Origin of the sequence: Thauera aromatica (genome assembly GCF_023093595.1) — a bacterium.
Taxonomy (GTDB): Bacteria; Pseudomonadota; Gammaproteobacteria; order Burkholderiales; family Rhodocyclaceae; genus Thauera; species Thauera aromatica_A.
This window is the reverse complement of the sequence record NZ_JALLIK010000097.1, coordinates 21,747-37,842: the sequence shown is the minus strand read 5'-3', so window position 1 is coordinate 37,842 and position 16,096 is coordinate 21,747. Positions and strand designations below refer to the sequence as shown.

Genomic DNA, 16,096 nt, shown 5'->3' with positions numbered 1-16,096 from the left:
AGGCAATTCTGGAATATGGGATACGAATGGATAGCGAACTTCAGATCGCTTTGATCGGCGCCGGCATCGCCGTGGTGGTGCTGATCGTGGCTTACAACAAGTGGCAGGAACGCAAGCACCGGCGCGAGGCCGAGCGTGCCTTCAAGTCCGAGCACCGCGACGTGCTGCTCGAGCCGCAAGTCGGCGGCAGCGCCACGGCTGAGCGCCGCGAGCCCGGCCTGGCGGAGGAGGACGGCCCGCGCCGCTTCAACGAGGCCCCGCTCAAGCGCAGCGCCCCGTCGCTGCCCGATCTGCTCGATGCGCGTGCCGACTGCGTGATCCACCTGGAAGTCATCGAACCGCTTGAGGTGCAGCGGCTGTGGCAGCTTCAGTCGGAGTATCTGGCCGGGCTGGGCAAGCCGGTGCGCTGGTTCGGCTTCGACGACACCCAGAACCAGTGGCATGCGCTGGGGCCGGAGCGCACGGGCGCTTGCCACTGGTTCTGTGCCGGGCTGCAGCTGGTCGACCGCCAGGGCTCGATCGGAGAGGCCGATTTCATGCGCTTCAGCGGCGGCGTGCAGCGCGTCGCCGACGCCGTGATGGCGCTGCCGCCGGGCTTGCCGCTGCGCGCCGAAACCCTGCGCAACGCCGCCGAACTGGATCGCTTCTGCGCCGATGTCGACGTGCAGATCGGAGTCAACGTGGTCGCCCGCGAGCGCCAGTTCGAAGGCGCAGAAGTGCAGCGGCTCGCCGAACAGCTCGGTCTCGGGCTGGCCGGCGATGGCAGCTTCCATGCCGTCGATGATGGCGGCGCGACCCTGTTCACATTGAGCAACCTCGAACCCGAACTATTCGTCGAAGGCGGCATGGCACGGCTGGTGACCCGCGGCCTGACGTTCGTCATTGATGTGCCGCACGTCGCCGATGGGGTCACGGCCTTCGACCGCCTGATGCGTACCGCCTCCGATCTCGCCGAGCGCCTCGAAGGCAGCGTCGTCGATGACAACCGTACCCCGTTCGGGGCGGATGCCGCGGCACTGATCCGGGCTCAGGTCGAGCAGTTCCAGCAGCGCATGGCCGAGCGCGGCATTTCGGCTGGCGGCCTGCTGGCGCGGCGGCTGTTCTCAGTGTGACGATCCTGGCGTGATGGATCCATTTGCGAACGGTGCCGCGCAGCCGCGCGGCGATCGCCCCGCCGCGTCCGGCAAGGACGACCCGAACGCGGCCGCTCTGCGCGCAGCCGAACTGCGTGCGCAAATCGCGCGCCACGACCACGCTTACTACGTGCTCGACGCGCCGACCATTCCGGACGCCGAATACGACCGCCTGTTTCGCGAACTGCAGGCGCTCGAGACCGCCGATCCGGCGCTGTGCACGGCGGACTCGCCGACCCGGCGCGTGGGCGGCCAGCCGCTCGCCCAGTTCGCTCCGGTGCGCCACCGGCTGCCGATGCTGTCGATCCGCACCGAAACCGACACCGAGGCGAGCGGGGCCTGGGCGTTCGATGCACGCACGCGCCGCGAGCTGGGCCTGGGGGAGGGCGATCCCGAAGTCGAATACGCGGTCGAGCTCAAGTTCGACGGCTTGGCGATCAACCTGCGCTATGAGCACGGCGTGCTGGTCCAGGCCGCCACCCGCGGCGACGGTGAAACCGGCGAGGATGTGACCGCCAACGTCCGGACGGTGAAGGCGATTCCCTTGCGCCTGCGCGGCGAGGCGCCGCCGGTGCTCGAGATCCGCGGTGAAATCTACCTGCGCCGCGACGATTTCGAGGCCCTCAACCGCCGCCAGGCCGAAGCCGGCGACAAGGTCTTCGTCAATCCGCGGAATGCCGCTGCCGGCAGCATCCGACAGCTCGATCCCGCCGTCGCCGCGCGCCGCCCCTTGTCGTTCTTCGCCTACGGCCTGGGCGAGACCGTGGGGTGGACGCTGCCGCCGACCCATGCCGGAGTGCTCGACGCCGTCGCTGCCTTCGGCCTGCCGGTGTGTGCGTACCGCGAGGTGGTGCGGGGCGGCGCCGGGCTGGCCGGATTCCATGACCGCATCGGTGCGCTGCGCGAGGCGCTGGCGTTCGACATCGACGGCGTGGTGTACAAGGTCAATGCGCTCGCCCTGCAGCAGCGCCTCGGCTTCCTGACCCGCGAACCGCGCTGGGCGGTCGCGCACAAATATCCGGCGCAGGAGGCGGTGACCTTGCTGCGCGACATCGAGGTGCAGGTCGGGCGCACCGGAGCGCTGACTCCGGTGGCGCGGCTCGAGCCGGTATTCGTCGGCGGAGTCACGGTGACCAACGCCACCCTGCACAATCAGGACGAGATCGACCGCAAGGACGTGCGCATCGGCGATTGGGTGATCGTGCGCCGCGCCGGCGACGTCATTCCGGAAGTCGTCGCGCCGGTGCTCGAGCGCCGGACCCGCGAGCTGCCGCGCTTCGTGCTGCTGGATAAATTCCCCACCTGCCCGGTGTGCGGCTCGCATGTCGTGCGCGGTGAGGACGAGGCGGCGGCCCGCTGCACCGGCGGCCTGTTCTGCCCGGCGCAGCGCAAGCAGGCGCTGCTGCACTTTGCCGGCCGGCGGGCGATGGATATCGAGGGCCTGGGCGACAAACTGGTCGATCAGCTGGTCGATGCGGCCACCGTCAAGACGCCGGTGGATCTGTACCGGCTGGACGTGCTTGCGCTCGCCGGGCTCGAGCGCATGGGCGAAAAGTCGGCGCAGAACCTGCTGGCCGCGATCGAGAAGAGTCGCAGCACGACGCTGGCGCGCTTCATTTTCGCGCTCGGCATCCGCAACGTGGGCGAGGCCACCGCGCGCGATCTGGCACGCCACTTCGGCAAGCTGGATGCGCTGATGGCCGCCGGCGTCGATGCGCTGCAGCAGGTGCCGGACGTGGGCCCGATCGTGGCGAAGTCGATCGCCGAATTCTTTGCCGAGTCGCACAACCGCGAAGTCATCGTGCAGCTGCGTGCGGCCGGCGTGCAATGGCAGGAGAATGAGCCGGCGACTGCGGCGGCCGGGGCCTTCGCGGGCAAGACTTTCGTGCTCACCGGGACCCTGCCGACACTCAGCCGCGACGAAGCCAAGGCGCTGATCGAGGCGCGGGGCGGCAAGGTCGCCGGCTCGGTATCGAAGAAGACCCACTACGTGGTGGCCGGTGCCGAAGCCGGCTCGAAGCTGGACAAGGCGCAGGCGCTCGGCCTTGCCATCCTCGACGAGGACGGGCTGCGCGCGCTGCTGAACGAAACGGACATGAACGGCTGATGCGGCCGGGGGCGGATCGGCGCAGGATCGTGCCCGCTGCAATGCAGCAATCTTTCACTCTGGGAGAGCAATGAAAATGAAGAAGGTCACCAAGGCGGTGTTCCCGGTTGCCGGCATGGGCACGCGCTTTCTGCCGGCGACCAAGGCCAGCCCGAAGGAAATGCTGCCGATCGTCGACAAGCCGCTGATCCAGTACGCGGTCGAGGAAGCCGTGGCGGCCGGGATCACCGACATGATCTTCATCACCGGTCGCACCAAGCGTTCGATCGAGGATCACTTCGACAAGGCCTACGAGCTGGAAACCGAGCTCGAAGCGCGCGGCAAGAAAGAACTGCTCGAAATCGTGCGCAAGACCGTGCCGAAGGGGGTCAACTGCATCTACATCCGCCAGTCCGAAGCGCTCGGTCTGGGCCATGCGGTGTTGTGCGCGAGCCACGTGGTCAGCGACGAGGCCTTTGCCGTGATCCTCGCCGACGACCTGCTCGACAACAAGGACGGCAAGCCGGTGCTGAAGCAGATGGTCGATGTCTACAATTACCACCGCTGCTCGGTGCTCGGCACCATGAACGTGCCGCGCGAGGAAACCCGCAGCTACGGCATCGTCAGCACCGAGACCGACAAGGGTCAGGTGCAGCGCATGACCGGCATCGTCGAAAAGCCGAAACCCGAAGAAGCTCCTACCACCCAGGCCGTGGTCGGGCGCTACATCCTGACTCCGCGCATCTTCGACCACATCCGCGCATTGAAGCCGGGCGCGGGAGGGGAATACCAGCTCACCGACGGGATCGCCTCACTGCTGAAGGAGGAGGCGGTGCTGGCGTACCAGTTCGACGGCGTGCGCTACGACTGCGGCTCCAAACTAGGGTACCTGAAGGCGACGATCGAATTCGGCCTGCGCCACTCGGAAACCGGAGCCGAATTCGCGCAGTATCTCCGCGGCCGTTTCGGCGGGGAAGCGGCCAGCGGCAAGAAGAAATAACCGTTCATCGGCGGTGGCGCCCGACGACTCGGGCGCTCCGGCGCTCCGGCGTCGCGGGATCGGCGCCAGCGCGATCCCGCCGGCGGGCACGGAAGGACAGAGGCCCCGGCGGGATGTTCCCGGCGGGGCCTCGTCGCCTGCAGGTGCAGAACGAGATGGATCAGGCGTCGGGGATCAGGCGTCGGCGGCCTTGGCGGCGCGCTTGCGCTCGGTTTCCTTGAGGTGGCGCTTGCGCAGGCGGATGCTCTTCGGGGTGATTTCGACCAGCTCGTCATCGGCGATGAATTCGATCGCGGACTCCAGCGTCAGCGCGATCGGCGGGATCAGGCGCACGGCTTCGTCGGTGCCGGAGGCGCGCACGTTGGTGAGCTGCTTGCCCTTGATCGGGTTCACGACGAGGTCGTTGTCGCGCGAATGCACGCCGATGATCATGCCTTCGTAGAGGGCTTCGCCCGGGCTCACGAACATGCGGCCGCGGTCCTGCAGGTTCCACAGGGCGTAGGCCACGGCGTCGCCGTCGTTCTGTGAGATGAGCACGCCGTTGCGGCGCTCGGCCATCGCCCCGGCCATCGGGCCGTAGTCGTCGAAGACGTGGCTGGCCAGGCCGGTGCCGCGGGTCATGGTGAGGAACTCGCCCTGGAAACCGATCAGGCCACGGGCCGGAATGCGGTATTCGAGACGCACCCGACCCTTGCCGTCGGGCTGCATGTCCTGCAGCTCGCCGCGACGGCGGCCGAGCTCTTCCATGACGCCGCCCTGGTGGTCTTCCTCGACGTCGACGGTCAGCAGTTCATAGGGCTCGCATCTGGCGCCGTCGATTTCCTTGTAGACGACGCGCGGGCGGCCGACCGCCAGCTCGTAGCCTTCGCGGCGCATGTTCTCGAGCAGGATGGTGAGGTGCAGTTCGCCGCGGCCGGAAACTTCGAACACGTCCGAGTCGCCGGTGTAGGTCACGCGCAGGGCGACGTTCTTGAGCAGTTCCTTTTCCAGGCGCTCGCGGATCTGGCGGCTGGTGACGTACTTGCCTTCGCGCCCGGCCAGGGGCGAGGTGTTGACCATGAAGTTCATCGTCAGCGTCGGTTCGTCGACGGCGATCGGCTTCATGCCTTCGAGGCAGTCCGGGTCGCACAAGGTGACGCCGATGTTGACCTGCTGGATGCCGGCGATCAGGACGATGTCGCCGGCCTCGGCGAACTCCGCCGGCGAGCGCTCCAGCCCCTTGAAGGTGAGGACCTGGCTGACCTTGCCCTTGCCGCGGTTTTCCTCCCCGTACATCACCACGACTTCCTGGTTCGGGCGCACGCGCCCGCGCTTGATGCGGCCGATGCCGAGCTGGCCCATGTAGGTGGAGTAGTCGAGCGAGCACACCTGCAGCTGGAGCGGGCCGTCGGCATCGACTTCCGGCGCCGGGACATGCTCGAGAATGGCCTCGAACAGCGGGCGCATGTCGGTGCGCTCGTCATTCTCGTTGACCACCGCGAAGCCGTTGAGGCCGGAAGCGTAGATCACCGGGAAGTCGAGCTGCTCCTCGGTGGCGCCGAGCTTGTCGAACAGATCGAAGGTGTGGTTGATGACCCAGTCCGGGCGCGCGCCGGGGCGGTCGATCTTGTTGATGACGACGATCGGCTTGAGGCCGAGGGCGAGCGCCTTGCGGGTGACGAAGCGGGTCTGCGGCATCGGGCCTTCGACCGCGTCGACGAGCAGCAGCACGCTATCGACCATTGACAGCACGCGCTCGACCTCGCCGCCGAAGTCGGCGTGGCCCGGCGTGTCGACGATGTTGATGTGGGTGTCGCCGTACTGGATCGCGCAGTTCTTCGACAGGATGGTGATGCCGCGCTCCTTCTCGATGTCCCCCGAGTCCATGACCCGTTCGGCGACCTGCTGGTTTTCACGGAAGGTGCCGGACTGGCGCAGCAGCTGGTCGACGAGGGTGGTCTTGCCGTGGTCGACGTGGGCGATGATGGCGATGTTGCGGATGGCGCGGGACATGGAGGCGGGAAGTCTTTGAAAGGGCGAGGATTCTACCATGGGCTGCGGCGCTGCAACATGAATTCTCGGCGAGCTGGGCGGGAACGGGCCCGTGATAGAATCCGCCGCCCCGTTCCATGGAGTTTCGCTCAATGCTCGCAATCATCGGCGGCAGCGGCCTGACGCAGCTTTCGAATATGGAAAACGTGCGCCGTGAAGTGGCGCGCACGCCCTTCGGCGAGCCTTCCGCTGCACTGACGTTCGGCAGGATGTGCGAGGCGCCGGTGGTCTTTCTCGCCCGCCACGGCCACGGCCACACCATTCCGCCGCACCGGGTCAATTACCGCGCCAATATCTGGGCGCTGAAGCAGGCCAAGGTCGAGGGCATCGTCTCGGTGGCCTCGGTGGGCAGCATCCGCGCCGACTGGCCGCCGGGCACGCTGGTGGTGCCGAACCAGATCATCGATTACACCTGGGGGCGCGAGAGCACCTTTTTTGACGGCATCGACACTCCGGTGCGGCACGTCGATTTCACCCGCCCCTATGACGAGGCCTTGCGCCAGCGGCTGCTGCGCGCGGCAACGGCGGCGGGCGACAGCGCCTTCGACGGCGGCGTCTATGCTGCGGCCCAGGGGCCGCGCCTGGAAACGGCGGCGGAAATCGACCGCTTCGAGCGCGACGGCGCCGAACTCGTGGGCATGACGGCGATGCCCGAAGCGGTGCTCGCGCGCGAACTCGAGCTTCCCTATGCGGCGATCAACGTGGTGGTGAACTACGCAGCGGGCCGCTCGTCGAGCGAGCACGGCATCCATTTCGACGACATCGAAGTGGTGCTGCAGGAGTCCATGGTGCGCGTGCGCGCCGTGCTCGAATGTCTTTGCCGGGTCTGAGGAGCGATATGAAACGTCTGGAAAGCGCGTTCGAACATGTGCTGTTCGCCAGCCGCTGGCTGATGGCGCCGGTCTATTTCGGGCTGGTGCTGGCGATGTTGCTGCTGCTGGTGAAGTTCGGCAAGGAAATCGTGCGCCTGTTCGCCGGCATCTTCACCGCCAGCGGCGGCGAGCTCATCATCGGCGTCCTGTCGCTGGTCGACATCGCGCTGATCATGAATCTGTTGATCATCATCATGTTCAGCGGCTACGAGAACTTCGTCTCGAAAATGGAGGATCTGCACAGCCACCGCGACCGCCCCGACTGGATGGGCCACATCGGCTTCTCCGACCTGAAGCTCAAGCTGATCGGCTCGATCGTGGCGATTTCCGGGATCGAGCTGCTGAAGGCCTTCATGAACGTCGCCAACCTCACCGACAGCCATCTCGGCTGGATGGTCGGCATTCACCTGACTTTCGTCGTTTCCGGTCTCCTTTACGCTGCGATGGACCGGCTGGCGGGCAAGGGTCACTGAGTTCTGCTCAAACCTGCAGGCGCTCGAGCAGCTCGCGCTCGATCTTCAGGACCTGGGTATCCTGCGCCAGCGCCTGGCCGGTGAGCAGGAACGCGTCCTCGACGCGCTCGCCCAGGGTGGCGATCTTCGCCGTGTGCAGGCGGATGCCGTGGGCGGCGAGGACCGAGGCGACATCGAACAGCAGCCCCGGCCGATCCGCCGCGGTCAGCGACAGCACGTAGTGGCGGCCGGCCTCGTCGGGGCGGATGCTGACTTCCGGGGTGATCGGAAAATGCCGGACCTGGCGCGACATCCGCCCGCGCGCGGGGCGCTCGGGTGCGCCCGGGGACTGCAGGCGGGTGCTCAGCTCATGTTCGATGAGGGTGACGATGTTGCGGTACGAGGCCGCATGCCCGGGGTCCTGCAACATGAAGCTGTCGAGGGCGAAGCCGTGGCGGGTGGTGTGTACCTTGGCGTCGAGAATGGTGAAGCCCATGCGCCCGAAGAGGCCGGTCAGGTGTACGAACAAATCCTTCTGGTCACGGGTGAACACCATCACCTGCACGCCGTCCTCGCCCTCGGCGACGCGCGCCTTCACCACCGGCTGTTCGGAGCGGGGGCGGTGGTAGAGCACGCGGGTGTGCCAAGCGATCTCCTCGGCGGAGTGGCGCATGAAATACACCGGGTCGAGCTGCGCCCACAGCGCCTCCTCGATGCCCGGGCGCAAGCCGTAGTAGCGCAGCAGCTTGCGCGCGTCCTCGAGGCGGTCGTCGAGGCCGAGTGCTTCCTGCGGCGTGGCGCCGCGCAGCAGGCGGCGGGTAGCGAAGAACAGGTCTTCGAGCAGCTTGCCCTTCCAGCCATTCCACACTTTCGGGCTGGTGCCGCGGACATCGGCATGGGTGAGCAGGTAGAGCGCGACCAGGCGGCGCTCGTCGCCGACGACGGCAGCGAAGCGCGCGATGATTTCGGGGTCGGAGGTGTCTTCCTTTTGCGCGACGTGCGACATCGTCAGGTGGTGCTCGACCAGCCAGACGACCAGCGCGCCGTCTTCGTCGGGCAGGGCGTGCTGCGTGCAGAACTCGCGTGCGTCGGCCATCCCCAGCTTGGAATGGTCGCCGCCACGGCCCTTGGCGATGTCGTGGAAGAGGGCGGCGAGGTAAAGCAGCCAGTAGCGCTCGAAGCCCATCATCAAGCGCGTCATCAGCGGGTATTCGTGCGCGTGTTCGCCCATCGTGAAGCGGCGCAGGTTGCGCAGCACCATCAGGATGTGCTGGTCCACGGTGTAGACGTGGAAGAGGTCGTGCTGCATCTGACCGACGATCCGGCGCCAGGCCGGAATGTAGCGCGACAGGATGCCGTATTCGTTCATCCGCCGGAAGGCATGGAGGATGCCGCGCTTTTGCTGGAGGATCTGCAAAAACAGGGCGCGGTGCTCGGGGCGGGCGCGAAAAGCGGCGTTGACCCGGTTCCGGTTGATCCATAGGGCGCGCAGCATGCGCGCGCTCATGCCCTTGAGCTCGGAGCGTTGCTCGAGCAGCAGGAAGGATTCGAGGATGGCCGCCGGCTCGCGCTCGAACAGGTCTTCCTCGCGCAGGTCGAGCAGTTCGTGTACGACCTGGAAACGGGCATTGACGACGATCGCCGCGCCGCGGTCGGGAAAGATCACGCTGCCGTAGTTCTGCAGCAGCACGGTATTGAGCTGCATGACGATCTTGGCGGTGACGTAGTAGCGCTGCATCAGCACTTCGGAGGCGCGGCGGGTAGCGGTGGCTTCGATGCCCAGGATCGCGGCGAGTTTTTCCTGGTGATCGAAGAGCAGGCGGTCTTCGGCCCGCCCCGCGAGGTAGTGCAGGCGGATGCGCAGATGCTGGAGGAAACGCTCGACCTTGCGCAGTTCGCCCGCCTCGCCCCCGGTGATCAGGCGCCGGCGCGCGAGGTCGCGCCAGTTGCGACCGAGGCCGGCGGCGCGCGCGATCCAGCCGAGCATCTGCAGGTCGCGCAGTCCCCCCGGGCTTTCCTTGCAGTTGGGTTCGAGCGCGTACGGCGTTTCGTTGAAGCGGGCGTAGCGCTGTTCCTGTTCGAGTCGCTTAGCCTTGAAGAAGGTGCGCACGTCGAGGGCTTCGCGGTAGCGCGCGCAGAGTTCGCCGAACAGCGCCGCGCTGCCCGCGAGCAGCCGCGCCTCGAGCAGGTTCGTCTGCACGGTGATGTCGTCTGCCGCGATCACCAGGCATTCGTCCACCGTGCGCACCGCGTGGCCGATTTCGAGGCCCATGTCCCACAGCGCGCCGACCAGCGCGGCGAGGCGCACTTGGAGGTCGGCGTCGGCCGGTGCCGGCAGCAGGATCAGCAGATCGACATCGGAAGCGGGAAACAGCTCGCCCCGGCCGTAGCCGCCCACCGCGACCACGGCGGCGGGCGGGGGCATGGCGCAGGCCGCCCACAGGGTCGAGATCGCCTCATCGACGAGCTGCGCCCGTCCCCTGAGCACGGTGGCGGTCTGCGGCCTGGCCTCGTAGCGGGCGCGCAGGGCGGCCATGCCCTCGGCGAGCCGGCGTCTCGCCGCCGCCACGGTCGGCTGCAGCGCAGCGGTCAGTGCGTCGTACATCGGGGCGGGCGTCCCGCTCGAAGCCCACGTCAGCCGAAGCGGGCCGCGACCAGGGCGGGCGGCGGCGGGCAGTGGGCGGACAGGGTGAGCACTTCGACCCCGGTTTCGGTCACCAGAACGGTATGTTCCCACTGTGCGGACAGGCTGCGGTCCTTGGTGACGATGGTCCAGCCGTCGGGCAACTCGGAGATCGCCGCCTTGCCCGCATTGATCATCGGTTCGATGGTGAAGATCATCCCCGGCTTCAGTTCCGGCCCGGTGCCGGCCTTGCCGTAGTGCAGGACCTGCGGGTCCTCGTGGAAATTGCGCCCGATGCCGTGGCCGCAGAATTCGCGCACCACCGAAAAGCCGTTGCCCTCGGCATGCTTCTGGATCGCGGCGCCGATGTCGCCCAGGCGGCCACCGGGATGGACCGCAGCGATGCCCAGCCACAGGCACTCGTAGGTGATGTGGGTCAGGCGCCGGGCGATGATGCTGGCGCTGCCTTCGCCGCCGACCAGGTACATCCGGCTGGTGTCACCGTGAAAGCCGTCCTTGATCACCGTGATGTCGATATTGACGATGTCGCCTTTCTTCAGCGCCTTACCGCCGGGGACGCCGTGGCAGACCTGATGGTTGATCGAAGTGCAGATCGATTTCGGGTAGGGGGTGTAGCCCGGAGGCGCGTAGTTGAGCGGCGCGGGAATGGTGTGCTGGACATCGACCATGTAGTCGTGGCACAGGCGGTCGAGTTCGGCCGTGGTCACCCCGGGGACGACGAAGGGGGCGATGTAGTCGAGCACTTCGGCGGCGAGGCGGCAGGCCGTGCGCATCCGTTCGATCTCTTCAGGGGTCTTGATGGTGATGCTCATTGTCTGTTCTTCTGGGTTGGGGCGGAAAATACGACAAGGCTATCGCAAGCGCCCCGCGTGGGCAAACGCCGAGCGGCACAAGCCTTGAGTGGCCTGCTGACGCCATGTTAATATCGCCGGCTTGTCTGCTCAGGCAGGCAAAATCCGCACGCCCGGCAGGAAAGGGTCCATCGGCGCGGGAAGGCAAAGTGCGGCATGCACGGCTTTCATTTCGCAGTCGATGGCGTGTCGGGGACCAGCATCCGCTAGCGTGCAAAGCGCGCCGGATGTCGCGATCCCCTCTGCAGGGCGGAGGCTCAACCCTTTTAGTTTGGAGTCACACATGTCAGTCACAATGCGTCAGATGCTCGAAGCCGGCGTCCATTTCGGCCACCAGACCCGATTCTGGAACCCGCGCATGGCCCCCTACATCTTCGGTCAGCGCAACAAGATCCACATCGTCAATCTCGAAAAGACGATGGTGAAGTACAACGAAGCGGTGGAGTTCACGCGCAAGCTCGCCGCCAACCGCGGCAACATCCTGTTTGTCAGCACCAAGCGCCAGGCGCGCGAGATCATCGCCGAAGAAGCCCAGCGCGCGGGCATGCCTTTTGTCGATGAGCGCTGGCTCGGCGGCATGCTGACCAACTTCAAGACGGTCAAGCAGTCGATCAAGCGCCTGAAGGAAGTCGAGGCGATGATGGAAGACGGCTCGGTCGAGCGTCTGTCAAAGCGCGAAGCGCTGACCGTGCGCCGCGAACTCGAGAAGCTGCAGAAGTCGATCGGCGGCATCAAGGACATGGGCGGTCTGCCCGATGCGCTGTTCGTGATCGACGTCGGCTACCACAAGATCGCCATCACCGAAGCGCAGAAGCTGGGTATTCCGGTCGTCGCCGTGGTCGACACCAACCATTCGCCCGAAGGCGTGGATTACGTGATCCCGGGCAACGACGACTCCTCGCGCGCGATCCGCCTCTACGCCCGCGGCGTGGCCGATGCCGTGCTCCAGGGACGCAGCCAGGTGCTGCAGGAAATCGTCGATGCCGGCGGCGACGAGTTCGTCGAGGTCGAGGAAGAAGGCACGCAGGACCAGGCCTGATCCAGATCACACGGGGCCCGCGAGGCCCCGTTTGCACTGCGGCCCGATCTTCCCGCCGCATACCCCACACACGAATATTCAGGAGCTAGCATGGCGGAAATCACCGCAAGCATGGTCAAGGAACTGCGCGAGAAGACCGACGCGCCGATGATGGAGTGCAAGAAGGCGCTGACCGAAGCCGCCGGCGACATGGACAAGGCCGAAGAGATCCTGCGCGTCAAGCTCGGCAACAAGGCGTCCAAGGCCGCTGCCCGCGTCACCGCCGAAGGCATCGTCGGCACCTTTCTGGCTGCCGGTGGCAAGCTCGCCGCGATGGTCGAACTGAACTGCGAAACCGACTTCGTCGCCAAGAACGACGACTTCATCGCCCTCGCCGCACAGCTCGCCGAACTGGTCGCGCAGAAGAACCCGGCCGATGTCGCCGCGCTGTCCGCGCTCGAGATCGGCGGTCAGAGCGTCGAGGCGATCCGCACCGCGCTGGTGGGCAAGATCGGCGAAAACATGAGCATCCGTCGCTTCGCCCGCATCGAAGCTCAGGGTCAGCTCGCCAGCTATGTGCATGCCGGGGCCAAGATCGGCGTGCTGGTTGATCTCGTCGGTGGCGACGAGCAGCTCGCCAAGGATCTGGCGATGCACATCGCCGCCTCGAAGCCGAAGTCGCTGGACTCCAGCGGCGTGTCGCAGGAGCTGATCGACGCCGAGCGCCGCATCGCCATCGAGAAGGCGCGCGAAGCCGGCAAGCCGGACGCGATGCTCGAGAAGATCGCCGAAGGCACGGTGCAGAAGTTCCTCAAGGAAGTCACCTTGCTCGGCCAGGTCTTCGTCAAGGCCGAGGACGGCAAACAGACCATCGAGCAACTGCTGAAGGCCCGGGGCGCCTCGGTCGCGGGTTTTGTGCTGTATCTGGTCGGCGAAGGCATCGAGAAGAAAGTCACCGACTTCGCCGCCGAAGTGGCCGAACAGGCTGCCGCCGCAGCCAAGAAGTAAGGGGAACAGCGTGTCCGCCGCCTACAAGCGCATCCTGCTCAAGCTCTCGGGCGAGGCCCTCATGGGTGACGATGCCTATGGGATCAACGAGGACGTCGTCAGCCGGATCGTCTCCGAAATTGCCGAAGTCACCCGGCTCGGTGTGCAGGTCGGCGTGGTGATCGGCGGCGGCAACATCTTCCGCGGCATGAAGGGCGCGGCTTCCGGCATGGACCGCGCCACTGCCGACTACATGGGCATGCTGGCGACGGTGATGAACGCGATGGCGCTGGCCGACGCGATGCAGCGCATGGACCTGGAGGCGCGCGTGCAGTCGGCGCTGCGCATCGACCAGGTCGTCGAGCCCTACATCCGCGGCCGCGCGATCCGTCATCTGGAAGAAGGCCGGGTGGTGATCTTCGCCGCCGGCACCGGCAACCCCTTCTTCACTACCGATACCGCCGCCGCGCTACGCGGCTCGGAGATCGGCGCCCAGATCGTGCTCAAGGCGACCAAGGTCGATGGCGTGTATACCGCCGACCCCAAGAAGGATCCGAGCGCACAGCGCTATCACCGGATCAGCTTCGACGAGGCGATCGGCCGCAACCTGGCGGTGCTCGATGCCACCGCGTTCGCCCTGTGCCGCGACCAGAAGCTGCCGATCAACGTGTTCTCGATCTTCAAGCCCGGCGCGCTCAAGCGCGTGGTGATGGGCGAAGACGAAGGCACCCTGGTCCATTCCTGAACCCTGGAGAGTGCGCGCATGATTCCCGAACTCAAGAAGATCATCGAACAGAAAATGCAGAAGTCGGTCGAGGCGCTGAGGACCGATCTCGCCAAAGTGCGGACCGGCCGCGCCCATACCGGCCTCCTCGACCACGTCATGGTCGAGTATTACGGCTCGATGGTGCCGGTCAATCAGGTCGCCAACATCACCCTGATCGACGCCCGCACGATCGGCGTGCAGTGCTGGGAAAAGCCGATGATGGCGAAGGTCGAGAAGGCCATCCGCGACAGCGACCTCGGCCTCAATCCGGCCAACATGGGCGAACTGCTGCGCGTGCCGATGCCGGCGCTGACCGAAGAGCGCCGCCGCGACCTGACCAAGGTCGTGCGCCACGAAGGCGAAACCGCCAAGGTCGCGATCCGCAACCTGCGTCGCGATGCCAACCAGCAGCTCAAGGACGCGGTCAAGGACAAGGCGATCTCGGAAGACGACGAGCGCCGGGCCGAGGACGAAATCCAGAAGCTCACCGACAAGTACGTCGCCGAGATCGACAAGCTGCTTGCCCAGAAAGAGCAGGAGCTGATGCAGATCTGATCCGCGCGCGGCGGCACGGTTGCCGCCAGCGTCGAACAGGAGGCGGACCATGAGCGGCAAACGCTTCAAGAGCTCCACGCGCGACATTCCCGAAGTGGCCTCGGTGCCGCGCCACGTCGCTGTCATCATGGACGGCAACGGGCGCTGGGCGCGCAAGCGCTTCATGCCCCGGGTGGCGGGGCATTCGCGTGGCGTCGAAGCTTTGCGCGCGGTGATCCGGCGCTGCATCGAACGTGGTGTCGAATATCTCACCGTGTTCGCGTTCAGCTCGGAAAACTGGCGCCGCCCCGCCGACGAGGTTTCCTTCCTGATGCAGCTGTTCCTCAAGTCGTTGCAGAAGGAGGTCGCCCGCCTCCACGAAAACGGCATCCGTTTCTGCGTCATCGGCGATCTGTCGCGCTTCGACCCGCAGCTGGTCGGCGTGATCCGTGAAGCCGAAGCGCTGACCGCGGCCAATACCCGCTTCCATCTGAGCGTTGCGGCCAATTACGGCGGACGCTGGGACATCCTGCAGGCGATGTCGCGGCTGATCGCGCGCCATCCCGGGCGCAGTGAAGGCTTCAGCGAGGAAGAACTCGCCGGCGAGCTGTCGATGTGCTTCGCTCCCGAGCCCGACCTTTTCATCCGTACCGGCGGCGAAAAGCGCATCAGCAACTTCCTGCTGTGGCAACTGGCCTATACCGAACTGTATTTCACCGATACCTTGTGGCCTGATTTCGACGGCGCCGCCCTCGACCTCGCGATCGAATCCTATAACGGCCGCGAGCGCCGCTTCGGGCGCACGAGCGAACAGCTGGCCGCAGCGGGCGGCGAGCCACGGGCTCCCCATGCTTAAAGAGCGGGTCATCACCGCGATCCTGCTCCTCGGCGGCCTGCTGGGGGCGGTGTTCCTGCTCCCCGCCACCGGCTGGGTGGTGCTGTGCGCGGCCGTCTGTGCCGCGGCCGCCTGGGAGTGGGGCGGGCTGGCACGCTTCGAGTACTCCTTGCGCATGTCCACCGCAATCGTGTTCGGGATCGCCTGCGCCATGCTCGGTTTTCTCACCGGGCTGGGGCGGGGCGAGCCGGGCGGCGCGGTCGTGCTGATTCCGCTGTATGGGATCAGTGCCCTGTTCTGGGCTTTCGTCGTCCCGCTCTGGCTTGCGCGCAAATGGTCCTTCACCCGTCCGCTGCTCGCCTCGCTGGTCGGCTTCGTCGTGCTCATCCCGACTGCGCTCGCGCTCATGCAGTTGCGCGCGTTCGGCCCCTGGGTGCTGCTGGGGACGATGGCGGTGGTCTGGGTCGCGGACATCGCCGCCTATTTTTCCGGGCGCGCGTTCGGACGGCACAAACTGGCGCCTTCGATCAGCCCGGGCAAGACCTGGGAGGGCGCAGTCGGCGCGGTGCTCGCGGTGCTGCTGTTCGGCTTCGGCGTGCTGGTCGCGCTCGGGGCGGACCACGCCGGGGGAGCGCCGGCGATCGCTGCGGCGTTGATCGCCTGGACCGCGGCCAGCGTCGTCGGCGACCTGTTCGAGTCGCTGCTCAAGCGCCAGGCCGGTCTCAAGGACAGTGGCGCCCTGCTGCCCGGCCACGGCGGTATCCTCGATCGTATCGACAGCCTCACCTCGACCCTGCCGCTGGTGGCACTCGCCACCTTGTGGCTGGCCCGCTGACCGCCGCTCACGTTTCCGGCACAGTACAGCGGCGACTCTCCGGATCTCCAAG

The 16,096-nt window shown here is 66.5% G+C and carries 14 protein-coding genes; 11 read left to right on the top strand and 3 right to left on the bottom strand.

What is annotated here, in order from left to right:
• Positions 1-26: 26 nt before the first annotated feature.
• The 3 genes from MXC99_RS07745 to galU all read left to right on the top strand — a co-directional run bounded on the left by MXC99_RS07745 (position 27) and on the right by galU (position 4,219).
• Positions 27-1,112 (top strand): cell division protein ZipA C-terminal FtsZ-binding domain-containing protein, encoded by a 1,086-nt coding sequence (locus MXC99_RS07745; RefSeq protein ID WP_247724903.1) that lies wholly within the window; start codon positions 27-29, stop codon positions 1,110-1,112.
• A 13-nt stretch (positions 1,113-1,125) separates the two neighbouring features.
• Positions 1,126-3,240: an NAD-dependent DNA ligase LigA gene (gene ligA, locus MXC99_RS07740; RefSeq protein WP_247724902.1), complete on the top strand. Its 2,115-nt coding sequence runs from the start codon at positions 1,126-1,128 to the stop codon at positions 3,238-3,240.
• A 76-nt stretch (positions 3,241-3,316) separates the two neighbouring features.
• On the top strand, positions 3,317-4,219 hold the full coding sequence (gene galU, locus MXC99_RS07735; RefSeq protein WP_247724930.1) for a UTP--glucose-1-phosphate uridylyltransferase GalU: 903 nt from the start codon (positions 3,317-3,319) through the stop codon (positions 4,217-4,219).
• 174 nt (positions 4,220-4,393) lie between these two features.
• Here the strand turns inward: galU and typA are convergent, their stop codons facing one another.
• A complete protein-coding gene (gene typA / locus MXC99_RS07730; RefSeq protein ID WP_247724901.1) occupies positions 4,394-6,211 on the bottom strand; it encodes a translational GTPase TypA in 1,818 nt (605 codons plus the stop codon).
• A 131-nt stretch (positions 6,212-6,342) separates the two neighbouring features.
• On the opposite strand from typA, the gene MXC99_RS07725 reads away from it, so the two are divergent.
• The gene (locus MXC99_RS07725; protein WP_247724900.1) at positions 6,343-7,080 is read left to right on the top strand and encodes an S-methyl-5'-thioinosine phosphorylase; all 738 of its coding nucleotides are present in this window, start codon (positions 6,343-6,345) and stop codon (positions 7,078-7,080) included.
• 8 nt (positions 7,081-7,088) lie between these two features.
• Complete coding sequence (locus MXC99_RS07720) at positions 7,089-7,595, top strand: TIGR00645 family protein (RefSeq protein ID WP_247724899.1); 507 nt, start codon at positions 7,089-7,091, stop codon at positions 7,593-7,595.
• Positions 7,596-7,602: 7 nt separating this feature from the next.
• Here MXC99_RS07720 and MXC99_RS07715 read toward each other — a convergent pair whose 3' ends face one another.
• The gene (locus MXC99_RS07715) at positions 7,603-10,179 is read right to left on the bottom strand and encodes a [protein-PII] uridylyltransferase (protein ID WP_247724898.1); all 2,577 of its coding nucleotides are present in this window, start codon (positions 10,177-10,179) and stop codon (positions 7,603-7,605) included.
• A gap of 29 nt (positions 10,180-10,208) precedes the next feature.
• On the bottom strand, positions 10,209-11,030 hold the full coding sequence (gene map / locus MXC99_RS07710; protein WP_247724897.1) for a type I methionyl aminopeptidase: 822 nt from the start codon (positions 11,028-11,030) through the stop codon (positions 10,209-10,211).
• Between the two features lie 322 nt (positions 11,031-11,352).
• Here map and rpsB point away from each other — a divergent pair, with 322 nt between their 5' ends.
• The 6 genes from rpsB (at position 11,353) to MXC99_RS07680 (ending at position 16,044) form a co-directional block, all read left to right on the top strand.
• Positions 11,353-12,108 (top strand): 30S ribosomal protein S2, encoded by a 756-nt coding sequence (rpsB, locus tag MXC99_RS07705; RefSeq protein WP_075148938.1) that lies wholly within the window; start codon positions 11,353-11,355, stop codon positions 12,106-12,108.
• A 90-nt stretch (positions 12,109-12,198) separates the two neighbouring features.
• Positions 12,199-13,095: a translation elongation factor Ts gene (tsf, locus tag MXC99_RS07700; RefSeq protein ID WP_075148937.1), complete on the top strand. Its 897-nt coding sequence runs from the start codon at positions 12,199-12,201 to the stop codon at positions 13,093-13,095.
• A 10-nt stretch (positions 13,096-13,105) separates the two neighbouring features.
• On the top strand, positions 13,106-13,819 hold the full coding sequence (gene pyrH / locus MXC99_RS07695) for a UMP kinase (protein WP_075148936.1): 714 nt from the start codon (positions 13,106-13,108) through the stop codon (positions 13,817-13,819).
• 18 nt (positions 13,820-13,837) lie between these two features.
• Entirely contained in the window at positions 13,838-14,395 is a 558-nt protein-coding gene (frr, locus tag MXC99_RS07690; RefSeq protein ID WP_247724896.1) for a ribosome recycling factor, read from the top strand.
• 49 nt (positions 14,396-14,444) lie between these two features.
• A complete protein-coding gene (gene uppS, locus MXC99_RS07685; protein ID WP_247724895.1) occupies positions 14,445-15,230 on the top strand; it encodes a polyprenyl diphosphate synthase in 786 nt (261 codons plus the stop codon).
• The gene (locus tag MXC99_RS07680) at positions 15,223-16,044 is read left to right on the top strand and encodes a phosphatidate cytidylyltransferase (protein ID WP_247724894.1); all 822 of its coding nucleotides are present in this window, start codon (positions 15,223-15,225) and stop codon (positions 16,042-16,044) included. Before uppS ends, MXC99_RS07680 begins: the two co-directional genes overlap by 8 nt.
• The last annotated feature ends 52 nt before the right edge of the window (positions 16,045-16,096 follow it).

Excerpts from the sequence above, each read along its gene's own strand:
- rpsB (WP_075148938.1), top strand. The coding sequence starts at position 11,353 with ATGTCAGTCACAATGCGTCAGATGCTCGAAGCCGGCGTCCATTTCGGC.
- MXC99_RS07745 (WP_247724903.1), top strand. The coding sequence starts at position 27 with ATGGATAGCGAACTTCAGATCGCTTTGATCGGCGCCGGCATCGCCGTG.
- map (WP_247724897.1), bottom strand. The coding sequence starts at position 11,030 with ATGAGCATCACCATCAAGACCCCTGAAGAGATCGAACGGATGCGCACG.
- MXC99_RS07720 (WP_247724899.1), top strand. The coding sequence starts at position 7,089 with ATGAAACGTCTGGAAAGCGCGTTCGAACATGTGCTGTTCGCCAGCCGC.
- uppS (WP_247724895.1), top strand. The coding sequence starts at position 14,445 with ATGAGCGGCAAACGCTTCAAGAGCTCCACGCGCGACATTCCCGAAGTG.
- MXC99_RS07680 (WP_247724894.1), top strand. The coding sequence starts at position 15,223 with ATGCTTAAAGAGCGGGTCATCACCGCGATCCTGCTCCTCGGCGGCCTG.
- galU (WP_247724930.1), top strand. The coding sequence starts at position 3,317 with ATGAAGAAGGTCACCAAGGCGGTGTTCCCGGTTGCCGGCATGGGCACG.
- ligA (WP_247724902.1), top strand. The coding sequence starts at position 1,126 with ATGGATCCATTTGCGAACGGTGCCGCGCAGCCGCGCGGCGATCGCCCC.
- MXC99_RS07715 (WP_247724898.1), bottom strand. The coding sequence starts at position 10,179 with ATGTACGACGCACTGACCGCTGCGCTGCAGCCGACCGTGGCGGCGGCG.
- frr (WP_247724896.1), top strand. The coding sequence starts at position 13,838 with ATGATTCCCGAACTCAAGAAGATCATCGAACAGAAAATGCAGAAGTCG.
- MXC99_RS07725 (WP_247724900.1), top strand. The coding sequence starts at position 6,343 with ATGCTCGCAATCATCGGCGGCAGCGGCCTGACGCAGCTTTCGAATATG.
- tsf (WP_075148937.1), top strand. The coding sequence starts at position 12,199 with ATGGCGGAAATCACCGCAAGCATGGTCAAGGAACTGCGCGAGAAGACC.
- typA (WP_247724901.1), bottom strand. The coding sequence starts at position 6,211 with ATGTCCCGCGCCATCCGCAACATCGCCATCATCGCCCACGTCGACCAC.